General features: G+C 35.3%; 21 protein-coding genes and 1 tRNA gene. 17 read left to right on the top strand and 5 right to left on the bottom strand.

The features are described from left to right. Positions 1-5: 5 nt before the first annotated feature. From EK417_RS04050 to EK417_RS04060, 3 genes are read left to right on the top strand one after another with little or no spacing between them, the layout of a single operon-like run. On the top strand, positions 6-473 hold the full coding sequence (locus EK417_RS04050) for a DUF1648 domain-containing protein (protein ID WP_136521398.1): 468 nt from the start codon (positions 6-8) through the stop codon (positions 471-473). Next, complete coding sequence (locus EK417_RS04055) at positions 470-814, top strand: cupin domain-containing protein (RefSeq protein WP_136521399.1); 345 nt, start codon at positions 470-472, stop codon at positions 812-814. The genes EK417_RS04050 and EK417_RS04055 overlap by 4 nt, the downstream gene beginning before the upstream one ends. 5 nt (positions 815-819) lie before the next feature. After that, complete coding sequence (locus EK417_RS04060; protein ID WP_136521400.1) at positions 820-2,058, top strand: 3-deoxy-D-manno-octulosonic acid transferase; 1,239 nt, start codon at positions 820-822, stop codon at positions 2,056-2,058. On the opposite strand, the gene EK417_RS04065 is transcribed toward EK417_RS04060, so the two are convergent. Genes EK417_RS04065 through EK417_RS04075 form a run of 3 tightly spaced genes read right to left on the bottom strand, consistent with a single transcriptional unit; the run spans position 2,050 to position 4,485 of the window. Then, positions 2,050-2,676 (bottom strand): deoxyuridine 5'-triphosphate nucleotidohydrolase, encoded by a 627-nt coding sequence (locus tag EK417_RS04065; protein ID WP_076594926.1) that lies wholly within the window; start codon positions 2,674-2,676, stop codon positions 2,050-2,052. The genes EK417_RS04060 and EK417_RS04065 overlap by 9 nt on opposite strands. Further along, the gene (locus EK417_RS04070) at positions 2,676-3,431 is read right to left on the bottom strand and encodes a glycosyltransferase family 2 protein (protein WP_136521401.1); all 756 of its coding nucleotides are present in this window, start codon (positions 3,429-3,431) and stop codon (positions 2,676-2,678) included. Before EK417_RS04070 ends, EK417_RS04065 begins: the two co-directional genes overlap by 1 nt. A 22-nt stretch (positions 3,432-3,453) precedes the next feature. After that, positions 3,454-4,485, bottom strand: a complete 1,032-nt coding sequence (locus EK417_RS04075) for an acyltransferase family protein (protein WP_168801924.1) — start codon at positions 4,483-4,485, stop codon at positions 3,454-3,456. 145 nt (positions 4,486-4,630) lie between these two features. Here EK417_RS04075 and EK417_RS04080 point away from each other — a divergent pair, with 145 nt between their 5' ends. From EK417_RS04080 to EK417_RS04140, 13 genes are all read left to right on the top strand, one after another. Continuing rightward, entirely contained in the window at positions 4,631-5,107 is a 477-nt protein-coding gene (locus EK417_RS04080; protein ID WP_034693028.1) for a lipocalin-like domain-containing protein, read from the top strand. A 172-nt stretch (positions 5,108-5,279) separates the two neighbouring features. Next, a complete protein-coding gene (gene leuS / locus EK417_RS04085) occupies positions 5,280-8,093 on the top strand; it encodes a leucine--tRNA ligase (protein WP_136521402.1) in 2,814 nt (937 codons plus the stop codon). Between the two features lie 240 nt (positions 8,094-8,333). Then, complete coding sequence (locus EK417_RS04090) at positions 8,334-9,197, top strand: MotA/TolQ/ExbB proton channel family protein (RefSeq protein WP_136521403.1); 864 nt, start codon at positions 8,334-8,336, stop codon at positions 9,195-9,197. A 61-nt stretch (positions 9,198-9,258) separates the two neighbouring features. Continuing rightward, the gene (locus EK417_RS04095) at positions 9,259-9,867 is read left to right on the top strand and encodes an ExbD/TolR family protein (RefSeq protein ID WP_076594930.1); all 609 of its coding nucleotides are present in this window, start codon (positions 9,259-9,261) and stop codon (positions 9,865-9,867) included. Between the two features lie 11 nt (positions 9,868-9,878). Then, a complete protein-coding gene (locus tag EK417_RS04100; protein ID WP_076594931.1) occupies positions 9,879-10,448 on the top strand; it encodes an ExbD/TolR family protein in 570 nt (189 codons plus the stop codon). Between the two features lie 29 nt (positions 10,449-10,477). Beyond that, positions 10,478-11,320, top strand: coding sequence for an energy transducer TonB (locus EK417_RS04105; RefSeq protein ID WP_062675757.1), 843 nt, complete (start codon positions 10,478-10,480; stop codon positions 11,318-11,320). 75 nt (positions 11,321-11,395) lie between these two features. Further along, complete coding sequence (locus tag EK417_RS04110; RefSeq protein ID WP_181446066.1) at positions 11,396-11,593, top strand: DUF308 domain-containing protein; 198 nt, start codon at positions 11,396-11,398, stop codon at positions 11,591-11,593. After that, positions 11,583-12,455: a PstS family phosphate ABC transporter substrate-binding protein gene (locus EK417_RS04115; RefSeq protein ID WP_136521404.1), complete on the top strand. Its 873-nt coding sequence runs from the start codon at positions 11,583-11,585 to the stop codon at positions 12,453-12,455. The genes EK417_RS04110 and EK417_RS04115 overlap by 11 nt, the downstream gene beginning before the upstream one ends. A gap of 89 nt (positions 12,456-12,544) precedes the next feature. Next, entirely contained in the window at positions 12,545-14,197 is a 1,653-nt protein-coding gene (locus EK417_RS04120) for a tetratricopeptide repeat protein (protein WP_136521405.1), read from the top strand. Positions 14,198-14,279: 82 nt separating this feature from the next. Further along, positions 14,280-14,999 carry a bacillithiol biosynthesis deacetylase BshB1 gene (bshB1, locus tag EK417_RS04125; protein ID WP_076594935.1) on the top strand — a complete coding sequence of 240 codons (720 nt, stop codon included), beginning with the start codon at positions 14,280-14,282 and terminating at the stop codon, positions 14,997-14,999. A 35-nt stretch (positions 15,000-15,034) separates the two neighbouring features. After that, positions 15,035-15,110, top strand: a tRNA-His gene (locus EK417_RS04130). Positions 15,111-15,357: 247 nt separating this feature from the next. Continuing rightward, positions 15,358-17,670 (top strand): hypothetical protein, encoded by a 2,313-nt coding sequence (locus EK417_RS04135; RefSeq protein ID WP_136521406.1) that lies wholly within the window; start codon positions 15,358-15,360, stop codon positions 17,668-17,670. Positions 17,671-17,714: 44 nt separating this feature from the next. Further along, entirely contained in the window at positions 17,715-20,021 is a 2,307-nt protein-coding gene (locus EK417_RS04140) for a hypothetical protein (RefSeq protein ID WP_136521407.1), read from the top strand. Between the two features lie 127 nt (positions 20,022-20,148). On the opposite strand, the gene EK417_RS04145 is transcribed toward EK417_RS04140, so the two are convergent. After that, entirely contained in the window at positions 20,149-20,484 is a 336-nt protein-coding gene (locus EK417_RS04145; protein WP_002976288.1) for a DUF3276 family protein, read from the bottom strand. Between the two features lie 99 nt (positions 20,485-20,583). Continuing rightward, positions 20,584-22,245, bottom strand: a complete 1,662-nt coding sequence (locus EK417_RS04150) for an ABC transporter ATP-binding protein (RefSeq protein WP_136521408.1) — start codon at positions 22,243-22,245, stop codon at positions 20,584-20,586. A 91-nt stretch (positions 22,246-22,336) separates the two neighbouring features. Between EK417_RS04150 and EK417_RS04155 the strand changes: the two genes are divergently transcribed. Continuing rightward, positions 22,337-23,242 (top strand): transcription antitermination protein NusB, encoded by a 906-nt coding sequence (locus EK417_RS04155; protein WP_034693040.1) that lies wholly within the window; start codon positions 22,337-22,339, stop codon positions 23,240-23,242.

Below are 23,242 nucleotides of genomic sequence, written 5' to 3' on the forward strand. Positions count from 1 at the left end.
CTGGAATGGAAAATATTCTTTATATAATTTTTGATATTTTAAATTTTGGATGGGTCGCTTTCTTATGGGTATTTACTCTGAAGAACTATAACACTTTGCCAGAGAGAATTCCCGTCCATTTTGATATGGAAGGAAAAGCGGATGGATTTGGTGGGAAAATATATGCCTTTCTGATCCCTGTAATTGCTCTGGGATTGTATGCTGTATTCACTTATGGAACAAGACATCCCGAAGACACAAATTTTCCTGTAGAAATTACAGATCAAAACATGAATACTCAGTTTTTAATTATGAAAACCGGACTGAGAATTCTTTTTGTTCTGCTGGCAGTGGTTTTTCTGAATCTTCAGGACTATATGTTCAGATATGCGGTTGATGATAAAGCTAAACCCAGAATTTCATTGGCAACTCTATTTTTATCAGTTATTTTATTTACTCCTGCATTACTCTTTATCGCTCATCTATTTAAATGATACATTCTAAAAATAATTCAGAACATTATACGTGGGGAAACCAATGTGACAGCTGGATTCTTAAAAACACGCAAGACTTATCCATAAAGCAGGAGAAAATGCCCGCGGGAACTTCAGAGAAACTTCATTATCATAAAGTGGCAGAACAGTTTTTTTACATTCTGAAAGGAGAAGCGGTATTGTATATTCGTGGAGAAAAATTTCTGGTTGGCCAGGGAGAATCTATATCTGTTGAACCGGGATCGAAGCATTTTATCTCCAATGAATCGACTGAAGAAATCGAATTTTTAGTCATATCTAACCCTTGTACAGATCATGACAGAATTGAAATTAAAGAATAAGTAAAATGGCTTTTTTATACAATATATTGATCAGTCTCTTTACCCTTGGAATGAAGGCCTTCGCATTGGTTAATAATAAAACTAAAAAAGGCGTTGAAGGAAGAAAGCAGTCTTTGGATAAAGTAAAATCTGTATTTTCAAAAACAGATAAAGTCATCTGGATGCATGCGGCAAGTCTGGGTGAATATGAGCAGGGATTACCTGTATTAGAAAGGCTTAAAGAAAATTTTCCTCAGCACAAAATATTGGTAACCTTCTTTTCCCCATCAGGATATGAAAATGTTGTTAAGAAGAAACACATTGCTGACGTTATCTGTTATTTGCCTTTCGACAATAAAAAGGCCGTAAAAGAATTTACAGATCAGTTTAATACTGAACTATTTTTTACGGTTAAATATGATTATTGGTACAACCTCCTTGCAGAATTAAAGAATAAAGGGACAAAAGTCTATGTGATCTCAGCATTGTTTTACGAAAGACAGTCTTTCTTTACTTCCTACGGAAAATGGTTTGTAAAACAGCTTCAGAAAAATGTAGATTGGTTTTTCCACCAGACTCAGTTTTCATTGGCTTTGGCGAAAAGTGTTGGATTAACGAAGTCTTCCGTAACAGGTGATACCAGGTTTGACAGGGTAAAACAGCTCCGCAAAAGAAATAATCATGTAGATTATATTACAGAATTTATCGGAGGGAATAAAGCTGTTGTTTTCGGAAGTTCGTGGCAGGCGGAAGAGAAAATAGCAGAAGTGGTTTCGCGTAAAAATAATACGGTAAAACTTATAATAGCACCTCATGATCTGAAAAGAGTAGAGCATCTGAAAAATATATTCCCAGATGCTTTACTGTACAGCGAAATACAAAATACTCACATATCAGTTTTCAATACTCAGATTCTGATCATAGACAGTATTGGTTTATTATCGAAGCTATATTCTTATGCGGATGTAGCTGTTGTAGGAGGTGGATTTCATGAGGCGGGACTTCATAATATTCTGGAAGCTGCTGCTTTTGGTGTTCCCGTGATTTTTGGGAATCATTATAAAAAGAATCCGGAAGCTGATGACCTGATCTCTGCTAATGGTGGAAAATCTTTCTCGAATGAGTATGCTGCCTCAGAATTTGTGTTATTTCTCGCCAATGACGATAATAAGGAAGAGCTGATCGCAATGTCTGAAAATGCCGGGAAATTTGTAGATGAAAAACCAGACTCTACCAAAATTATTCTTCAGAAAATTCTATCTTAAGAATCCCTGGCTTTTAATGTCTTTCATGATCTGATCGATGTTATCAGGAATCCTGTCACATTCAAACCAGTTGAAGTCAAGACCATTGTTGATACAGAGCTTTTGGAGATAATGATTTTCTAAAATTTTATCCAGAGTATCACGAAGATATTCATCAATTTCTATCCAGTAATCCTCATCCAGCTTCTTAACAAGGGTCAACGATTTAAATATTTTATTGATAATGTAAATATAAAGTTTGTAGACATTGTCAAACCTTTGTCTGCTGAGGTCACTGTTGTTTTCCAATACCTTGTTAACGAGAAAAAGATTCAGAGAAATCTCTCCGAATTTATCGGTGGTAACTTTTGTGTGTTCTGTGATTTCAGCACTTATTTTTCGTACAGCAGACAGAAAATATTGGGCATTTCCCACATATTTTGAAGCCAGAAGAACCTGTTCTTTTATATGTTCTTCCATGGCATTTCTTTTATCATCGGTAGTTTCGGGATCTATCAGTTCAAAGTAGAGCTTTTTGGACAATAATTTATCCTTTCTCAGAAGTCTGAAAATAAGCTTATCCTTCTCTGCTCCGGAAAAAGCACTCAGAGCAGCTTTAAACTCTTTAGAATATTCCATTAATTAAAAATTTTCGAGTACTTCAGGAATCCGTTGAGTGCCCAGTTAGCGGTATAATACAATGATTTTACTGTTGAGAATCCCATGAAGTCTTTATAGACAAGATACTGATCTTTGATGATATTTTTCTTATTTCTGGAAACACTGTTTTCACGCATTCTGTATTTTGCCATTGTCTTTTTTACAGGAATCCCTTCCGGTATTACTTTTAAAAGATTCAGCCACATCACATGATCTTCACGCTTACTTTTTACAGGGAACATAAATTTCCCGGCTCTTTTAGTATCATACATCGTAGAAACCGGTGCAAGACGGCATGTTTTCAGCAGATTGGAGAACGTAACTGTCTTTTCCGCCAGAAAATCTTTCAGAATAGGCTCAAGCTGTTCATTGCATCTTGAATAATTACAATAAACAAGTTCTGCTTTATGCTCCTGCATATAATCCGTCATCGTTTCCAGATACTCAGGATACCAATAATCGTCAGAATCCAGAAAAGCAATATATCTTCCCTGTGCTCTTTCCAGACTTTTGTTTCTTGCATTTCCTGCACCTCCGTTTTTCTCCAGTACCAATAGTTTTATTCTGGGATCATTATATTTTCTGATGATCTCAACAGTATTATCTTGAGAAAGATCATCTGTGACCAGCCATTCCCAGTTTTCATAGGTTTGGTTAAGAACAGACTGTATGGTTTCCTCGATAAATTCCGCTGAATTGTAGCAAGGAGTAATAATAGAGACAAGATTTTTCATTTATGTTTTTTATACTGCAAAATTATAAAAATCTTTTTTCATAAAGATGCCAGGAGCTTACACCTACAGCAACTACCACCAACATGCATACCAAAGCCATTACAAAAGGATTGTAATCTTCGAATAATCCTAAAGTCTGGAAAGTTCTGATGATAGGAAAGTGAAAAATATAAATTCCGTATGTGAAATCACCATATTTTCCGAAATTATTTAAGAATTTAAATGAATAGGCAATATACATTACGATAACACCGATCATCATTGGGGAAAAAAGCTGGATAGGTAAATATAAATCAATCCACACCGTGGCAAGAGCAATGACGAAAATGATATTTTTATGTTGGATGAATTTATCAAAATTAAAGTAGATCAGCATTCCGGGGATAAAATAGGATAATGTTCCTGGAAGCTGTTTGGCAAGTGAAATTTTATTTAAAGATTCAAAATAGTTGAGATAAATAAGTGATAAAAAATATAAAATAATCAAACTGGTATTTCTGTACTTATTATTCTTCCCGAAAAGCAAAAACAACAGAGGAACTGCAAAATAGTAGCACATTTCTATTTTCAGTGTCCATAGGGCACCGTTCACTGCCTGATTTCCAAAAACTCCCGGAAGCCAGGGCGCTTTAAAATTTAAAAATAATGAATTCCAGAAAAGGTATTTGTAAACCTGTGTATTGCTGAAATATTCGGTGAAAGAATATGTACTTACCAGGCTTAATAAAATTGCACATAAAAAAATAACCAATAAGTAAGCGGGAACAATTCTTCTGATTCTCTTTTTTAAATAACTTTTCAGGCTTGAAGACCTTTCATAGCTCCTTGCAATCAGAAATCCGCTCACAGCGAAGAACCCGAAAACGGCAATTTCTATAGGACTGTACTCAAAAATTTTGAGATCAGGAGAAGCGCTGAGGGTGCCAAGATGTCCAAGAAAGACAATAAAGGCGAGGAGAACACGTATAAAGTCAAAATTGTTTTTCGTTATATCCTGCATCTGTATTTTGTTTCCTGCAAAAATAACTTTTTTAATAGAATGAATGATGCTCATATATTCATTATTTGTTAAATAAAGGGAAAATGAGGTCTTCGTATTTTTAAATATATATAAATATAGGGAGATGAAATAATTTTTCATAAAAAATAGTAATATAAATCAAAAAAATTATAATTTTAGCGCTTGAAAAAATTGATCTATGAAGAAATTAGCATTACTATTTGCAGGTTTATCTTTGTTTGCTGCAGCTACAGGCTGTAGTAGTGACAATGATACTGTTCTGGAAGCTCCTCTTGTTGGGACATGGCAACCGTTAAAAGAAGTAGTTACCACTGTAGAAGTTGGTGAAGACCCGGTTTCTAACACGATTACTTATACAGATTGTCAGAAACAGACAAGATGGTGGTTTAGCGTAGACTCCAAAGGAGGGAAAACGAACTGGGGAGATACTGCTACACCTGGTCAGTGTGCTATTCTTTCAGATATCAAATTCAATTATACTTATAATAAGGAAGGGAAAGACGTTCAGATGAAAATCCAGGGAATAGTAGAACCGCAAAATGCAAAGGTTATTACTTTGGATGCTACAACGCTCAATCTTGCTGTAAGAGAGGAGACTCAGGATCCTAAGATATTCCAGACAAGAACATATACCTTCAAAAGAGTTACTCAATAATAGTATATGCTTCAGGATATAAAAAAGATCTCATCTCCGGATGGGATTTTTTTGTGGAGGATAGAATTTGTAATTCATCATAAATTCATTTCTATTTACTTTAAAATCATTAATTTTGTGAATCTTGTCAAAAAGAAAAATAATTCAGTCTAACATATAACATATATATCAAGTGTTTTACGATCATCAGCAGATAGAAAAAAAGTGGCAGAAATACTGGGAGGAAAATCAAACCTATAAAACCTCTAATAACACAGACAAACCAAAGTTTTATGTACTCGATATGTTCCCGTACCCATCAGGAGCAGGACTTCACGTAGGTCACCCGCTGGGATATATTGCATCGGATATCTATGCGAGATACAAAAGACATCAGGGGTTTAATGTACTCCACCCGGTAGGATATGACAGCTTTGGACTTCCAGCTGAACAATATGCGATCCAGACAGGGCAGCACCCGGCTATTACTACAGAACAGAATATCAACAGATACGAAGAGCAGTTGAAAAAAATCGGGTTCTCATTCGACTGGAGCAGGGAAGTAAGAACTTCAGACGCTTCTTATTATAAATGGACACAGTGGATTTTTATCCAGCTGTATCATTCCTGGTATAATAAAAATACGGATAAGGCAGAATCTATTGATTCTTTGATTCACCATTTTGAAGAAAAAGGAACAGAAGGATTAAATGCTAATCAGAACGACGAATTAAATTTCACAGCAGAAGAATGGAAGAGCGCCTCCGAAATTGATAAAGAAGATATCCTTTTAAATTATCGTCTTGCTTACAGAGCGGAAACAACAGTAAACTGGTGTCCTGCATTAGGAACTGTTCTGGCCAATGATGAAGTAAAGGATGGGAAATCTGAAAGAGGAGGATTCCCTGTATTTCAAAAGAAAATGATGCAGTGGAGTATGAGAATTTCTGCGTACTCTGAAAGATTATTACAAGGATTGAATACATTAGACTGGCCGCAGCCGCTGAAAGATTCCCAGGAATACTGGATCGGGAAATCTCAGGGAGCGCAGGTTCGTTTCAAGGTAGAAGGGCATTATGAAATCGTTGAGGTATTTACCACAAGACCCGACACCATCTTTGGAGCAACCTTTATGGTATTGGCTCCGGAAAATCCTTTAGTGGAAACCATTACTACAGATGCTCAAAAGGTAGAAGTAGATACTTATATTGAAGAAACTTCCAAAAAGACGGAGAGAGACAGAATGTCTGACGTGAAAAACGTGAGCGGAGCTTTCACCGGAAGTTATGCAATTAATCCGTTCAGCAATGAAAAAATGCCTGTCTATATTTCAGACTATGTATTGATGGGATATGGAACAGGAGCTGTAATGGCAGTTCCGGCGCACGATGAGCGTGACCATAGATTTGCTAAGAAATTTAATCTTGAAATCAAGAAAGTTGTAGAAACGGAAGAAGACGTTCAGGAAAAATCTTTTGATTCTAAAGATTCCGTTTGTGTCAACTCTGATTTCTTGAACGGATTGAATTATAACGATGCAAAATCAAAAATAATTTCAGAGATCGAAACGAAAGGTATCGGTCATGGAACTACCAACTACAGACAGCGTGATGCTATTTTCTCAAGACAGCGTTATTGGGGAGAACCTGTTCCTATATATTATAAGGATGGGATGCCTTGTACATTACCTGCTTCTGCTTTACCGTTGGAACTTCCTGAAGTTGAAAAATATTTACCTACAGAAGACGGAGATCCGCCACTGGGAAATGCAAAAGAATTTGCATGGGATGAAGCTAATCAGAAAGTAGTAGCTACAGATTTAATTGATGACAAAACTATTTTCGCGTTAGAATTATCTACAATGCCGGGCTGGGCAGGAAGTTCATGGTATTTCCTTAGATATATGGATCCGCAAAATGACGGAGAATTCTGTGCAAAGAATCTTTCAGACTATTGGGGACAGGTAGATTTATATATAGGAGGGAGCGAACATGCAACCGGACATTTGTTATATTCCCGTTTCTGGAACATGTTCTTAAAAGACAGAGGATATATCAGCCATGATGAGCCATTCCAGAAATTGATCAACCAGGGAATGATCTTAGGGATGAGTGCATTTGTATACAGAATTGACGGAACAAATCAATATGTATCTAAAAATTTAGCCAAAGACTACCAGACTCAGCAGATTCACGTTGACGTATCTTTATTAAAAGGAACTTCTGATGAATTGGATACTGAAGCTTTCAAAGCTTGGAGACCGGATTATGCCGATGCTGAATTTATTCTGGAAGACGGAAAATACATCACAGACCGTGAAGTAGAAAAAATGTCCAAGTCAAAGTACAATGTAGTAAATCCTGATGATATCTGTGAAGAGTATGGAGCAGACGGATTAAGATTATATGAAATGTTCTTAGGACCACTGGAACAGTCCAAGCCTTGGAATACCCAAGGGCTAAGCGGAGTATATGGTTTCCTTAAAAAATTCTGGAACCTGTATTTTAACGGAGACGTATTTGAAATTTCAGACGAAGAACCTACAAAAGCAGAATACAAAGTTTTACATACCTTAATAAAGAAGGTAGTATATGATATTGAAAACTTCTCTTTCAATACTTCAGTATCATCCTTTATGATCGCTGTGAATGAGCTTCAGAAAATAAAATGCAACAAGCGCAATATTTTAGAGCCACTGGCCGTTATCATTTCTCCGTATGCTCCTCACATCTGTGAAGAACTATGGAGTTTATTAGGTCACGGTACATCGATAGAATTTGAAAAATTCCCGGTATTAAATGAAGATTATCTGGTTGAAGACGAAATTGAGTATCCGGTAAGTGTAAATGGTAAAATGAAGTTCAAAATTTCACTTTCAGCTCAATTATCTGCCAAGGAAGTGGAAGATTTGGTGATTTCGAACGAGAAAATGCAACAGATTTTGGAAGGTAAAACCCCTAAAAAAATCATTGTAGTCCCTCACCGTATTGTGAATATCGTAATTTAAAAAAAAATTAACATTGGGAAATTAAAAAAAATGGGTGTCTTATTTTTTTGATTTTTTAATTCAAATGTTAAATTTGGAAAAAATAAATAAAATAATTTAAAATAATTATTATTTCGAAATCGTATTAAAATTTCTTTATCAAAAAAAAGCAAAATGTTTAATTAAGACTCTTGCATTTTAATTAATTTTGCCTTTAATTTACACCCTGTAAAATTTTAAAACAATATAATTTAGTTAAATATGGAAATGAATGTTTCAAAAAATGATGAGCAAGTAGTTGCTAGAAAGGCAGGAGGTTTAAATCCAGCTGTTATTATTCCTATTCTATTTGCTATAGGAGTATGTATTTATTTATTTGTTCTTGGTAGCCCAGGAAACTTTAAAGATGCAGATAAACTAGGAAACGGTTCTGTAGCTTTTTCAAGTGTTGAAGGAAAAGACATTCACCCAGAATCGTTTTTAGGTATTATCTACAAAGGAGGGGTTATTGTACCCATCTTGATTACTTTCATGATTACTGTAATCGTTTTCTCTTTTGAAAGATATTTCGTTCTTGGTAAAGCAGCTGGAAAAGGAAACTTAGACAACTTCGTTGTACAGGTAAGAAGCTTACTAAACCAAAACAAAATTGACGAAGCTATCGAAGAGTGTGACAGACAGCAAGGTTCTGTTGGTAACGTAGTAAAAGAAGGTCTTACTACTTACAAAGCACTTTCTCACGATACTACATTAAATAAGGAGCAGAAAATGGTAGCGCTTAACAAAGCTATCGAAGAAGCTACTACTCTTGAGATGCCAATGCTTGAGAAAAACATGATGATCCTTTCTACTTTAGGTACTGTTGCAACATTAGTAGCACTACTTGGAACGGTAATCGGGATGATCAAGGCGTTCTTCGCATTAGGTTCAGGAGGTGGTACTCCGGATGCTGCCGCTCTATCTACAGGTATCTCTGAAGCCTTGATCAACACGGCTTTAGGTATTGGTACTTCAGCAATCGCTATTATCCTTTACAACTTCTTTACATCTAAAATTGACGGATTAACTTACAAGATCGATGAGATCTCTATGAGTATCCAACAGTCTTTCGCTGAATTCAACTAAGAATTAGCAGGATATTTGCATTAGCAATTAAAAGAAGTTTAATTAAAAATATTTTATAATAATGGCGAGAGTCAAACCAAAAAGACATGGAGTAATTACGGACATGACTGCAATGTGTGACGTTGCGTTCCTACTCCTTACGTTCTTTATCTTGACCACTCAGTTTAAAAAACCTGACGTGGAGCAGATCAAACCGCCATCTTCAATTTCGGAAAAATTGCTTCCTGATGCTAGTTTAATGACTATCAACGCTACTCCGGACGGAAAATTCTATTTCCAGCCAGTAGAAAATGCATCAGAAAGACTTGCTCTTTTGGATAAAATGGGACAAAAGTACGGTATTACTTTTGACAACAACCAAAAAGCAGCTTTCCAGAAAATTCAGGCAATTGGAGTTCCAATGAACCAACTTAAAGGGTACTTGGACATGCCTGCAGATGAGCAGAAAAATTATAAGAGTCCTACAGGTATTCCTATGGACAGTACAAATAAGCAATTAATTGATTGGGTAAAAGAAAGTTTGAGCGTTAACCCTGACTACAAGTTAGCTATTAAAGGTGACGTTACAACTGAATATCCGAAAGTTAAAAGCCTATTTGAGGGTTTAAGAGATATTGATTTTCTTAAATTTTGGTTGATTACATCACAAGAAGGTAAACCTAACGAATAATATCGATAGAAATGGCAGAAGTACAAGTACAAGAGAAAGGCGGCAAGGGCGGCAAAGTCCGTTCCAAGAAGCAAAGTACCAGAGTCGATATGACTCCGATGGTGGACTTGGGTTTTCTATTGATTACCTTCTTTATGTTCACAACTACGTTCAGTAAACCGAACGTTATGGATTTGGGTCTTCCGGCTAAACCGAAAGATGAAAAACAAAAACCACCTCCAACAGAAATTAAACTTTCTAACTCAATTTCTATCTTATTAGGAAAAAATAACAGAGTTTTCTGGCATCAGCAGGATGCTACTTCCTTGAATGACCAGACTCTTATGGAAACTACTCTTGATAGAGAGGGAATTAGAAAAGTAATTCAGCAGGCAAAATCTAGAGCTGCAGATCAAACGAAATTTACCGTGATCATTAAGCCAACTGACGATGCTGTATATAAGAACTTTGTCGATATTCTTGATGAAATGGCCATTACCAAAAGCGAGCAGTACGGTGTTACTGATATCAAACCTTGGGAAAAAGCTGTTTATGAGAAAAAAGTAGGAGGTGCTGCTGCACCGGCTGCTGCTACAAAGTAATTTAACCATAAAATTGTTATATCTAATCTATGGCAGATGAAAATGTATACGGTCAGAATCTTACTTTAGACGAAATCGTATTTGAAAATAGAAACAAGGAATATGGTGCCTATGATCTTAGACATCAGTATCCGAGACTTTTAACCAAGTCTTTTATTATCGGAACAGCATTATTCCTTTTGGCAGCTTTGTCTCCGTTCATCTATCTTACGATTAAAAATCTTACAGCTCCGCCTAAGCAGGAAGTAAAGGCAGATCTGGTAGATATTATCGAAGAAGATCCAATTATCGAGCAGCCTAAAGAAGAAGAACCACCTCCACCACCTCCACCACCAAAAGAAGAGGAAAAAATTGAGGTAATTCAGAACGTGGTTCCAGAGCCTGTAAAAGCTCCGAAAATTGAAACACCACCGCCACCGATTTCTAAGCAGTTGGAAACAACAACTGGTTTACAGAATCAGGAGGGGGTAAAAGCTCCGGCTTATACGCCGCCACCGCCACCGCCATCTACAGGTACTAAAGCTAGTACAGTAGAAGTAAAAGCGAACAACCCTAACGAGATCTATAAAGATGTTGACCAGTCTGCAGAATATCCTGGAGGTATGGGAGCATTAAGAAAGTTCCTGGGTGATAACTTTGATACTTCTTTGATGGAAGGAGGTGAAGGAACACTTAAAGCGAAGCTTAAGTTCGTTGTAGAAAAAGACGGAACTGTTTCGAATGTAACTATTGAAGAGAAATCTCCAAATGGTGACTTCAACAGTGAAGCGATGCGTGTAGTTAAGAAACTTAAAAAATGGACTCCTGCGAAGAGAAATGGGGAGAGCGTTAGATCTTACTACAGCGTACCATTTACTATGAACTTTGAATAAGACTTATTTATTCAAAATATAAATAAAAAGAGAAGCATATGCTTCTCTTTTTATTTTTTTTGGTATTTTTGTTACATGATGTTCAATTGGTTATCCCTGATTACGGGATTGTTTTATATCGTTTTAGGAATTGTAGTGATTGTCTACAAATTCTTCTTTACTATTTTAGAGCCTGCTGTTGCTTATGCATTGGGAGTGGTGCTGATTGTTTATGGTATTTTTAGAATTTACAGGGCGATCTCAAGAATTAAAAAATCGAGAAATGAAGAATAGTTTCAGGCTTGTACTCATGTTTGTGTTGAGCATGATGCTTGCAAGCTGTAAAAAGGAGAAAAATACTCCTTCCTATCACAAAGGTGATCTTACAATTTTTACTGACGAATCTTTTCAAAGCGTTACAGAAGCATTAGCCGAAGGCTATATGATCAACTATCCTGAAACACACATCAAAGTAGAAACGAAGAAAGAAGATTTAGGACTTCTTGATCTTTTGAAAGGAAGTGCTAAAGTGGTGGTAATGTCCAGAAATCTCAGTACTGAAGAAATAAAAACGTATGAGGAAAGAACAGATTTAAAGTTTCTTCCTGCCAGATTTGCTGCTGATGCAGTTGTTTTTGTTGTGCCTAAGGATTCTCCAAAAGAGAGTATTTCAATGGAAGAAATCAACAGCGGTCTGATGTCTGATAAAAAAGAATTTATTTTTGACGGAACCAACTCCAGTAATCTGAACTTTGTTGCTGAAAAATTAAAAAAGCAGCCAAAAGACCTGAAATTTTCAATTATACCGGCAAATCAGAAGATTATAGAGGAATTGGGGAAATATCCTGATAAGATAGGTGTTATCGGATTGAATACCTTCAGCCGTCCTTATGATAAAACTTCAGAAAAACTGAGAGAGATGGTGAAAGTTCTTCCTGTAGTAGAGAAAGGAAAATCATATACCGCAGATTTTGATGGACTTCGCACAATGGAATATCCGTTTACAAGAGTACTTTATTTCCTGATTAATGAAGGTAATTTCAATATTGCCAATGGATTTATTAGATTTTCATGTACCCATTTAGGCCAAAAGATTGTACAGAAAGAAGGTTTGCAGCCTTATAACCTGTATAAAAGAGAGGTACAAATGCGTTAAAAAAATTAAAATCACAATTTGTCCCTATTAAAATATTGATTTGGTCTGAAAATTGTGTAGAATTTAACTCAATTATTAGAAAATATAAAATGAAAGATATAATGAATATGAATGTAAAGAAGATTGCTTTTGGAGCAGCCGTGGTATTTTTTACCGGTTTTGCCTCTGCACAGACATTGCAGGATGGTATCAACAGTATAGACAGTGATAAATTTGCCCAGGCAAAAACAAACTTCACTGAAATGATCGCTAAAGAGCCTACAGCTGAAAACTACTTCTATTTGGGAAATACTTTCTTAAGACAAGGAGAACCGGATTATGCTAAGGCAACGGAGAGTTTCAACAAGGGATTAGCTGCTGACGGTAAAAGCTATCTGAATAAAATCGGTTTAGCTGCTGTTAAATTAGGTAAAGGTGATAAAAATGCCGTTGCTGAAATTCAGAAAGTAGTTACTGATTCAAGAGAAAAAGATGCTGAAGTTCTTTTCAGAGCGGCAGAAGCTTTAACTTTATTTGAGAAAAATAATTCACCGGATCTAGCTATTCAGTTTTTAACTAAAGCTATCGAGAAAGCTGAGAAAAAAGGTGTTCCTGCACATTATTATTATACATTAGGGGATGCTTACAGATTAAAAAGAATGCCGGGAGAGGCTATGTCTGCTTATGATAAAGCATTACCTGTAGCTAAAAATAAAGCTTCCGTTTACACGAGAATGGCTACTTTATGGATGGCAGCACAAGTATGGCAAAAAGCGAAAGAAAGCGTTGACAAAGCAATTGCTGTAGATCCTACTTATGCACCTGCATACAAAGCTTTGGCTGGTTACGATATCAGATACCAACAGAACGCAAAAGCTACACAAGATCTTATCAACTATACAAAATATGCTGATGAAGATCCATATACTCAATTAGAAATTGCAAAACTATACTTCACAAATGAAGATTATGCAAATTCTAAAATGGTATTAGATAAAATTTTTGATAAAATTGATGATCCTATTAAGTTCAAGTTAAGAGCTTACAACGCATATGCAGATAAAAACTATGCAGATGCTAAACAAAATATGGACACTTTCGTTTCTCAGGTTGAGAAAACAAGAGTATTGCCTGCTGACCTGGGTTTACAGGGACTTATTGCTGCTGGTTTAGCAAAAGATGAAAAAGATGCTGCTAAAAAATCTGCTTTAATGGCTGAAGCTCAGCAAAAAGTGGGTATTGCAAAAGCTGCCAAAGATGAAACAATGAAGTGGGATCTTGAATTGGCTAACATCGCAGGTGGTGGAGGTGCTTCCCAGGCAGAAGCAGACAAAGGACCTACTAACCCAACAATTGAAGCATTGAAAAAGCAGGTTGCTGCTAATAGCCAGGATTCTGATGCTTTATTCAAGCTGGCAACAGCTTATCAGGATGTGAAAAACTGGAACGGAGCAATCCTTACATGGCAAAAAATGTCTGCACTTCTTCCAGATTGGGCACCGGCATATTACAGCCAGGGGTATTCTTACCAGCAGGCAGGAAACAATGACGCCGCAAAATTAGCTTATGAGAAGTTCATCAGCACAGTAAAACCAGCTGATCAGGAAGCTAACAAGCAGACTCTTGCTTACGCTTACTTTGCAGTTGCATATATGAGTAAAGATTCTGATGCTGCCAAAGCAAAAGATTATGTAGCGAAGTCTTTACAGTTAGATCCTACTTATCAGGATGCTGTAAAATTAAATGCTGAGATCAACAAGTAATTTGAATTTTAAATTATAGATATTAAAACTTCCCATTCCTTATGCTTGGGAAGTTTTTATTTTAAATCCTATCTTTGAATTTATGAAAACTGATATACTTGCTTTTGGTGCACATCCTGACGATGTAGAACTTGGATGTGGCGGAACTATTGCTAAAATGGTCTCTGAAGGAAAAAAAATTGTAGTTGTGGATCTTACAAGAGGTGAACTCGGAACAAGAGGTACAGATGAAACCAGAAAAGCAGAAGCTGCAGAAGCTGCAAAAATCCTGGGGCTTTCTGCGAGAGAGAATCTTGGAATGAAAGATGGCTTTTTGGTGAATTCTGAAGAATATCAAATGAGGATCGTAAAAATGATTCGCAAATACAGACCGGAAATCGTCTTAGCCAATGCAATTGATGATAGGCATCCAGATCATGCAAAAGGAGCGAAATTAGTGTCGGATGCGTGCTTTTTGTCCGGACTGAGAAAAATTGAAACGGTGTTGGATGGAGAGAATCAGGAAGTGTGGAGACCGAAGCATATTTTTCACTATATTCAGTGGAAAGATATCAAACCGGAATTTGTAATTGATATTTCAGAACACCTCCCTAAAAAACTTGAAGCCTGTATGGCGTACAAGACTCAGTTTTATGACCCGGCTTCTAAAGAACCTGAGACTCCAATTACAACAAAAGATTTTTATGAAAGCTTAACTTACCGGGCGCAGGATTTAGGGCGTTTATCGGGAGTTGCTTATGCTGAGGGCTTTACATCTGAAAAATTAATTTCTTTGAAAAATTTTGATGGAATTGTTTGGTAGTTGAGGAAATTGTCCTATATTTGCACTCAGAAAACGGTGATTGTAGCTCAGTTGGTTAGAGCGTCGGATTGTGGTTCCGAAGGTCGTGGGTTCGAGACCCATCATTCACCCAAAGAAAGTACACTTTTTGAAAGTGTACTTTTTTATTTTTGTATCCATTTCAGTATCCTCTGATGGTTTCTTTTTTTTACTTTTTTCTCCGAAATTTTTCCATAATCTGAAGCCAGCATATAAAAATGGTGTTCTTTTAATCCTTTAAAATAAATTCATGGATTGGTGACTGAAACTTTTATATTTGTTTAACCAGAATCATGAGAAACAATTCTCTTAAAAATTACCTCAGATTAAAACAAGAAATATGAAAAAAATCTTTACAATTCTCACGTTATTATTTGTTCTACAGTCTTATGCTCAATCTTACTATAAAAATCTATTTGATGAGAAGCATTATGATACATCTTTAGGCAATTCAGAAAGCCCCGATCAGGCTGAGTTTTCTTGGGGAGTGCCAGCACATATGGAAGCATTAGTACTAATGTATGAAAAAACACATGACCCAAAATATGCTAAAAACTTAATAAGATGCATAGGGAATGTTATTGATAGGAGAGATGATCTTAGGGGACAGGTGCCGGGATTAAGTCAAATTTTTGATTATCGTCATGTTTCAGGTGCCGCATGGTCCACTAATCGTTATAATGTAAATGCAAATTCTGGAGATCCTTACAGTCATTTAGTTCATAGTGCTAATATAACCTATCCTATGGCTAAGTTTGCTGCTATTGTTAAAAATGATAGTAGTATTCAAAATATATTATATCAATCAGGAGGGCGTTATAATAATATGACTTTTAAAAATATTGCTGATGATCTTAAACAAAAGATAAAAGAAACGCTTCTTTATCACAAAGACCAATGGTTTACAGAGTATAATTCTAATCCTAATGATAGTATAGGTTATTATAAAGAAAGGGATTCTCTTAATGTTAATAGTAATCCTCCAATAAAGTATAAAGGGGTAATTGCTCCCTTTAATATGCAAAGCTCTATGGGAAGGGTTTTGGTACAAATGTATAGAGCAACAGATGATCAAAGTTATCTTAAACAGCTTAATAAAATTGCTAATTTTTTAAAATTAAATACTTCTGTTAATAATAATCTGGGGTCATATACTTGGATATATTGGAATCATTTTTATTTACGTGATGATATATCCCACGCAGGCTTAACGGTGAGTTTTCCATATGAATGCTATAAATATAGTATAAAGAATAACTACAATGATTCTCTTTATACATCTTTAGATATGGAGAGATATGTTAAAACTTTTACAAAAGATATTTATCAGGGACCTTTAGCAATAAATGATGCAGTAAATTATAACGGATTAAAATGGAATATTAAATATAGTACTATAAATAATTTTCCAACAGATGTTAATACTAAATATGACGCATATGTTTCTTACATGTGGTTATATCTCTCCGCGGAATATGATAAAAAAATATATCAGATAATCGCAGACTTACAAGCGGCAAAAAATTATTATGATCATATCAATGTAGAAGGATCTGCTTTGACACTTGCACTTCTTGCAAATTACGAAAACTTTATAGTTCCTGTGAATACTTACCATTTATGGGGAGAAGATTCTGATTGGAGAGGTGTTGCAAAAGGAAATTTTGACGACGACGATGATGATGAGTTCGTGAAAATCAGAAATTATGATGGGTTCATAGGTACTCTTGAACCTTATGGTAAGAGTTTCAATACTGTCACAAACAGTATAGCTTATGGTGGTACTTATAATTGGAAAGGATTGGGTGCTGGTGATTTCTTTGGAGATAATAAAAGTGAAATCATTGCATTGAGTGATCATGCTGATTTTAATAAGAATGGCTTTTATATTTTTAAAATTGAAAATAACCAGATCGTTGAGCATTCAAAATTTACAGGTTTTGGAACAGACTCAAATTGGGTGGGAATTACTGCCGGAAATTTTATCAGTGGAGGCAAAGATGATTTTGTTGCCGTGAGAAATTATAACAAAGAAGTGAGAGTATATAAATTTAATAGTACTGATCCTGAATTGGTCTATTTTAATCAGCTCAATCTTCCTGCAAATTCTAAAATCAAAGCAGTTGCAGCCGGTGATCTTGATGGAGTTGGTAAAGATGAAATTGTATTGCTGGTTGATGCTGATGATTATATGCAGAATGGGGTGTATGTTTATAGTATTGATGATAATGGGGTAATGACTCTTATTGATAAATCTATAGGGTTTGGAGCTGCTTCAGATTGGAAAGGATTGGCTGTTGGAAATCTGGATGGTGATGGAGCAGATGAAATTATTGCTCATAGGAACTTTGATGGAGATTATAAAGTTTTTAAAATGAAGGAATCAAATGGGGTTAAATATTTAGATAATATTGGGATTGAAAGTTTTCCTGCAGCGCAAACCCAAAACAATGTAATGTGTTTTGGAAATTTTGATTCAAGTTCAAAAAATGATGAACTGGTTACTCTTAGAAAAGATGGCGGTATAGTGATGTTTTCGGCTGCAAAAGTTGTCAAAAGTGCTCCTGCTGCCAGTAAACAATCAGATCCATGTAAGAATGAGATACCGGAAGTATTATTCAGCTTCCTGAATCCTGTTCATTTTAATAAGTAATATTGTTCTGAAGTATAGCTGAAATGTCCATAAAAATAAAAAATATGAAAAAAATCTTAACCGTTTTCTCTTTATTGTTGATACTTAAATCTTATGCTCAACCTTATGCTCAATCCTACTATAAAAATCTATTTGATAGCAAGCAATATGATGTGGTGCCTCTTAATTCAACCAGCCCCAACCAAGTAGAATTTTCATGGATTGTATCTGCCCATATGGAAGCACTGGCCTTGATGTACGAAAAGACACATGATGTAAAATATGCTAATGTTTTAATAGGGACTATGGGTAACGTGATTGATAGAAGAGATGATCTTAGAGACCAATTACCACCTAATATAGGTGTAAGTAATATTTCCGATTACCGCGGAATTTCTGGTGCTGCATGGTCAACTGATTATTATAATACAAATCAAGGTGATGGAAAAACTTATGCTCACGTTGCTCACAGTGCTAACATAACTTATCCTATGGCTAAGTTTGCAGCCATTGTAAAAAAAGATAGCACTATTCAGAATACAATGTATAATTCTGGTGGTCGTTATAATGGAATGACTTTTAAAGCTATCGCCAATGACCTTAAACAGAAGGTAAGTGAAACACTTATTTATCATGAAACTCAATGGTATACAGAACCCAATAATATAATAGGTTATTATAAAGAACGTAATGATAATCCGCCAATAGATAACGATGGTGAAATTTTACCTTTTAATATGCAAAGTGCAATGGGAAGAGTATTGGTACAGATGTATCTGGCAACAGATAACCCGGATTATCTTATACAAATTAACCAAATTGCCAATTTTTTAAAAGCGAATACCTCTTTTGATTCCAATTTGCAATCTAATAAATGGACGTATTGGAAAAAAACTACTTTGCGGGAAGATATTTCTCACGGAGGTTTGACCATATCTTTTCCATATGAATGCCGTAAATATAGTATTTCAAATGGAGGAGCACTTATTTATACTGATTCTGATATGAATGCCTATGCTAATACTTTAACGAAAGATATCTATCAATCTCCTTTGTATATAAATAATGGAGTAGCCTATCCTGCAGAACACTGGAATCTTAAGTCTGGTTTTAGGATGGGAAATGCAGACTTAAGCACCTATACCTGTTTCCAGTGGGCTTCCTTATCCAAATATGATGCGAAAATATATCAGCTACTTGCCGAAATGCAAACAGCAGAAAATTATTATACACCTCTGATGCCTGAGAATTTTCCTTTGGCCGTTGCTTATTTAGCTTATTATGAAAATTTGATTGTTCCTGTTAATACAGAACATGGATGGGGAGATGGCTCGGATTGGAGAGGAGTTGCAAGCGGTAACTTTGATGAAGATAGTGCTAATGAATTTGTTGTTATCAGAAATTACGACGGGATGATAGGGACTATGGAACCTTATGGTAAAAAATTTCATTCCGTTACAAGCGATAAATACTATAACGGTCAATATAATTGGCGTGGCATAGCAGCAGGAGATTTTTTTGGTGATAATAAAAGTGAAATTGTAACATTAAGTAATCATACCGATCCTGTTAATAATGGAGTATATATATTAAAAATTGAAAACAATAATATTGTTGAACATACAAAATCTATTGGTTGGGATGCGCAATCTGATTGGGTGGGTGCTGCAGCAGGAAACTTTATTACCGGAGGAAAGGATGATTTTATTGCTGTCAGAAATTTAAATAAAGAAGTCCTTGTTTTTAATTTCAATGGGACTACTCCTCAATTGGTTCATACTAACGCTCTCAATCTGCCATCGAATTCTAAAATTACGGCGGTAGCATCAGGTAATCTTGATGGTGTAGGCAAAGATGAGATTGTTTTGCTTGTAGATGCTCAAGATCCTGCTTATAATGGGATCTATGTTTACAATATAGATGATAATGGTATAGTGACAAAAATAGCCCAATCTACAAATTGGGGTTCAGGTTCAGAATGGAGAGGGCTAGCTGTTGGAAATCTGGATGGCAATGGAGCAGATGAAATTATCGTTCATAGAAATTATGATGGTGAATATGTAGCGTATACGCTAAGTGGGAATATTTTGAATAGTACAGGTGTTGAAAGATTTCCTATCCTACAGACCCAAGACAACATCATGTGTTCTGGAAATTTTGATCCAAGTTCAAAAAATGAAGAACTGGTTACCCTTAGAAAAGATGGCGGTATAGTAATGTTTTCTGCAGCCAAAGTTATCAGAGCTAATTCTACTACTAATAATAATAAACAATCAGATCCGTGTCAAAATGAGTTACTGGAAGTATTATTCAGCTTCCTGAAATCAGCTTCTTTTAAAAGAGAAGAACTAAAAGAAATATCTGTAAGATAACAAGATTGGGAATAAAAATATAATATTCAATAGAAACGGGCTAAAGCCCGTTTTTTTATGCCTGTATAATTTTACCGCATAAAAAAAGCATCTTTTTCAGATGCTTGTGTTTTTAGATATTCTTTTTTTAAACCTCGTCGTCAGAATCAATTGTATAAGATCTGCTCTTAAAGTCTTTGTCATGTTTTTCTGAAATTACATCCTCACCCTTTTCATTAATGATGAAATCTGTGGACTCATTAAACATCTCCTGGAAACTCTTAAAATCTTCCTTGTAAAGGTAAATTTTATGCTTCTCGAATGTAGCTTCCCCATTCTCTCCGAAATTCTTCTTACTCTCAGTGATTGTAAGATAATAATCTCCTGCTTTCGTCTCGCGCACATCAAAGAAATAAGTTCTTCTCCCTGCTTTTAACACCTTCGTGAAAATCTCATTTTCATGGCGTTCCTTGTATTCACTCATTGTTAGATATTTTTTAATCTTGTTAAGAACAAATATAAAAGAATTCTTTTAATCACAAAATTTTTTTTATGATTTATTTAACAATTGAGAACGAAATGGCTAAGCGGTTACAGAATTGGCAATTTCAGTCAGGTTGATAATCTGATGGGCTTTTTGTGCGCTAGACTCTCTGTGTGTGATAATTATGGAAGTAGCGTTACTGATTTTTTTGTCAATATTTTCCAGAATATTCTGCTCCGTTTCTGTGTCTAAGGCAGACAGAGAATCATCAAAAATAATGATATTAGGCTCCTTAATTAAGGCTCTTGCAATACAAATTCTTTGCTTTTGTCCCCCCGAAAGCATTACTCCGCGTTCACCAACAAGTGTTTTATATTGATCCTTAAACTCTACAATATTTTTGTGAACATCTGCAATATTGGAATACTCTACCACTTTTTCGTGAGAAGGATGATCTATGGCAAAACCAATATTATTTTCAATAGAATCAGAGAATAAATAGCTCTCCTGAGGAATATATCCGATAAAGTTTCTGTAGTTCTCCAGATTATGGTATTTCAGGTTTTTACCATCAATTAAAATTTCTCCTTCTGTAGGATCTATTAATCGGCATAATAGCAGGGCAATTGTTGACTTTCCACTACCTGTCTTACCCATAATAGCCAATGATTCTCCGGCTTTTACCTTGAAACTTAGATTGTCCAGAGCTTTGATTCCTGTATTGGGATATACATAAGAAACATTTCTGAACTCTATATCTCCTTTGATCGGATAGTTTTCAAAATTTGTATTAATGATTTCAGATTTTTTGTCCATGAACTCATTAATTCTTTGCATGGATGCTTCAGCTCTCTGGTTGACAGAAGTTACCCATCCTACCATAGAGAAAGGAAAAATCAGGGTGTTGATATACATGAAGAAATCGGCAATCTTACCAATGCTTAATTCTCCTGCAATATACTTTGTTCCTCCAATCAGGATAATGGCAACATTTAATAATCCGATGACAAAAAGAATAATGGTGAAGAAATAGGCTTCTGTTTTGGCAAGATCCAAAGCTTTATTCTGATAATCGGTGACTTTGATTCCGTAGTTATTTTCAATGTATTTTTCTCTGGCGAAAAATTTTACTACACGGATTCCGGAAAAGCTGTCCTGTACAAAAGTAGAAATTGCAGACTGGCTTTTCTGCATGATCTTCGACTTTTTGTTGATAATAGAACTTACCTTATAAATAGCAAAAGATAAAATAGGAAGAGGAAGCAAGGTCCACATCGTCATAGAAGCATCCGTTTTTACCATGTAAATGGCTGTAATCAGCACCAGTACAATCAGGTTCGCTACATACATCACTCCGGGACCAAGATACATTCTTACTGCCACAACATCTTCACTTAATCTGTTCATTAAATCTCCAATGGTAGTCTGTTTATAATCAGTTAAAGATAAATCCTGATAATGTCTGTAGATTTTATTTTTAAGCTCATATTCTATTCTTCTTGACGCAACAATGATGGTCTGCCTCATCATAAAAGTAAAGAATCCGGTCAAAAGAGAGCATCCTACAATAATTCCAACATAGATTAAAACCTTTTGGTTGAAGCCAAGGTTTCCACTTTTTGTAAGTTCATCCACAGATTTTCCTACAAACTGGACTTTATATATATTAAAGAAATTACTGGCGATGATAAAGAGTAACCCCCAAAACAGTAGTATTTTGTGTTTCCAAAAATAAGGGTTTAAGGTTTTTAGCGCTTTCATATAGTTGCACAAAATTACAAAAATGTCATCACACTACGAATTTCATCAATTTTAAATTTTGTATCTTTGCACCCATAAAAAAGCTCTTTGAATGTTAGGAAGACGACAAATCCGTGAAAAAGTAGTACAGACCGTGTATTCTTACTACCAAAATCCTGTAAAATTTGATGTTTTAGAGAAAAACATGTTTGCCGGGATAGAGAAAATCTATTATCTATACATCTATCAGCTCAACTTTTTGGTGGGTCTGAAAGATTTGGCAGAGAATCAGATCGAAATTGGTAAGAATAAATTTCTTAAAACTGATGCTGATATTAATCCTAACCAAAAATTCATCAATAACCAGGTATTGCTTAAGCTGGAAGAAAATCCTGAAAGATTATTTTTTACAGGGCAGCACAAGCAGCTGAAATGGGATATGCATGATGATTTATTGGTAAAAACTTTCCAGAGAATTACTGCTGGGAAACGTTATCAGGATTTTATGAAAGAAGAAGGATACTCCTTTGAAGAAGATCAGAAATTTATCGGGAAATTATTCTTAAGATATATTGCTGAAAATGAAGATTTTCATGACTATTTGGGTGATAAGGAACTTTCATGGTATGATGATATCCATATCGCCAACTCAATGGTACAAAAAACAATCGGTTTCCTGAGAGAAGATGAAGAAAGCAGAACTTTGATCAAAATGATTAAAGATGAAGAAGATAAAACATTCGCTGCAAAATTGTTGAGAGATACCCTGAACAACTGGGAAAACAATGAAAAGAAACTGGAAGAAAGGCTGGAAAACTGGGATCTGGAAAGAGTTTCTCTAATGGATAAAGTAATTTTATCTACAGCAATTGCAGAGCTTGATAACTTTGCTTTCACGCCTTCAAGAGTGATCATTAACGAATATATTGAAATTGCAAAAGTATTTGCTACAGACCGTTCCAATATCTTCATCAATGGTATTTTAGATAAATATTGTAAAGATCAAAATAGAATATAA

Origin of the sequence: Chryseobacterium candidae (assembly GCF_004916905.1) — a bacterium.
Taxonomy (GTDB): domain Bacteria; phylum Bacteroidota; class Bacteroidia; order Flavobacteriales; family Weeksellaceae; genus Chryseobacterium; species Chryseobacterium candidae.

Coding starts and splice junctions, on each gene's coding strand:
- EK417_RS04050 (WP_136521398.1), top strand. CDS start 6: ATGGAAAATATTCTTTATATAATTTTTGATATTTTAAATTTTGGATGG.
- EK417_RS04055 (WP_136521399.1), top strand. CDS start 470: ATGATACATTCTAAAAATAATTCAGAACATTATACGTGGGGAAACCAA.
- EK417_RS04060 (WP_136521400.1), top strand. CDS start 820: ATGGCTTTTTTATACAATATATTGATCAGTCTCTTTACCCTTGGAATG.
- EK417_RS04065 (WP_076594926.1), bottom strand. CDS start 2,676: ATGGAATATTCTAAAGAGTTTAAAGCTGCTCTGAGTGCTTTTTCCGGA.
- EK417_RS04070 (WP_136521401.1), bottom strand. CDS start 3,431: ATGAAAAATCTTGTCTCTATTATTACTCCTTGCTACAATTCAGCGGAA.
- EK417_RS04075 (WP_168801924.1), bottom strand. CDS start 4,485: ATGAGCATCATTCATTCTATTAAAAAAGTTATTTTTGCAGGAAACAAA.
- EK417_RS04080 (WP_034693028.1), top strand. CDS start 4,631: ATGAAGAAATTAGCATTACTATTTGCAGGTTTATCTTTGTTTGCTGCA.
- EK417_RS04090 (WP_136521403.1), top strand. CDS start 8,334: ATGGAAATGAATGTTTCAAAAAATGATGAGCAAGTAGTTGCTAGAAAG.
- EK417_RS04095 (WP_076594930.1), top strand. CDS start 9,259: ATGGCGAGAGTCAAACCAAAAAGACATGGAGTAATTACGGACATGACT.
- EK417_RS04100 (WP_076594931.1), top strand. CDS start 9,879: ATGGCAGAAGTACAAGTACAAGAGAAAGGCGGCAAGGGCGGCAAAGTC.
- EK417_RS04105 (WP_062675757.1), top strand. CDS start 10,478: ATGGCAGATGAAAATGTATACGGTCAGAATCTTACTTTAGACGAAATC.
- EK417_RS04110 (WP_181446066.1), top strand. CDS start 11,396: ATGATGTTCAATTGGTTATCCCTGATTACGGGATTGTTTTATATCGTT.
- EK417_RS04115 (WP_136521404.1), top strand. CDS start 11,583: ATGAAGAATAGTTTCAGGCTTGTACTCATGTTTGTGTTGAGCATGATG.
- EK417_RS04120 (WP_136521405.1), top strand. CDS start 12,545: ATGAAAGATATAATGAATATGAATGTAAAGAAGATTGCTTTTGGAGCA.
- bshB1 (WP_076594935.1), top strand. CDS start 14,280: ATGAAAACTGATATACTTGCTTTTGGTGCACATCCTGACGATGTAGAA.
- EK417_RS04135 (WP_136521406.1), top strand. CDS start 15,358: ATGAAAAAAATCTTTACAATTCTCACGTTATTATTTGTTCTACAGTCT.
- EK417_RS04140 (WP_136521407.1), top strand. CDS start 17,715: ATGAAAAAAATCTTAACCGTTTTCTCTTTATTGTTGATACTTAAATCT.
- EK417_RS04145 (WP_002976288.1), bottom strand. CDS start 20,484: ATGAGTGAATACAAGGAACGCCATGAAAATGAGATTTTCACGAAGGTG.
- EK417_RS04150 (WP_136521408.1), bottom strand. CDS start 22,245: ATGAAAGCGCTAAAAACCTTAAACCCTTATTTTTGGAAACACAAAATA.
- EK417_RS04155 (WP_034693040.1), top strand. CDS start 22,337: ATGTTAGGAAGACGACAAATCCGTGAAAAAGTAGTACAGACCGTGTAT.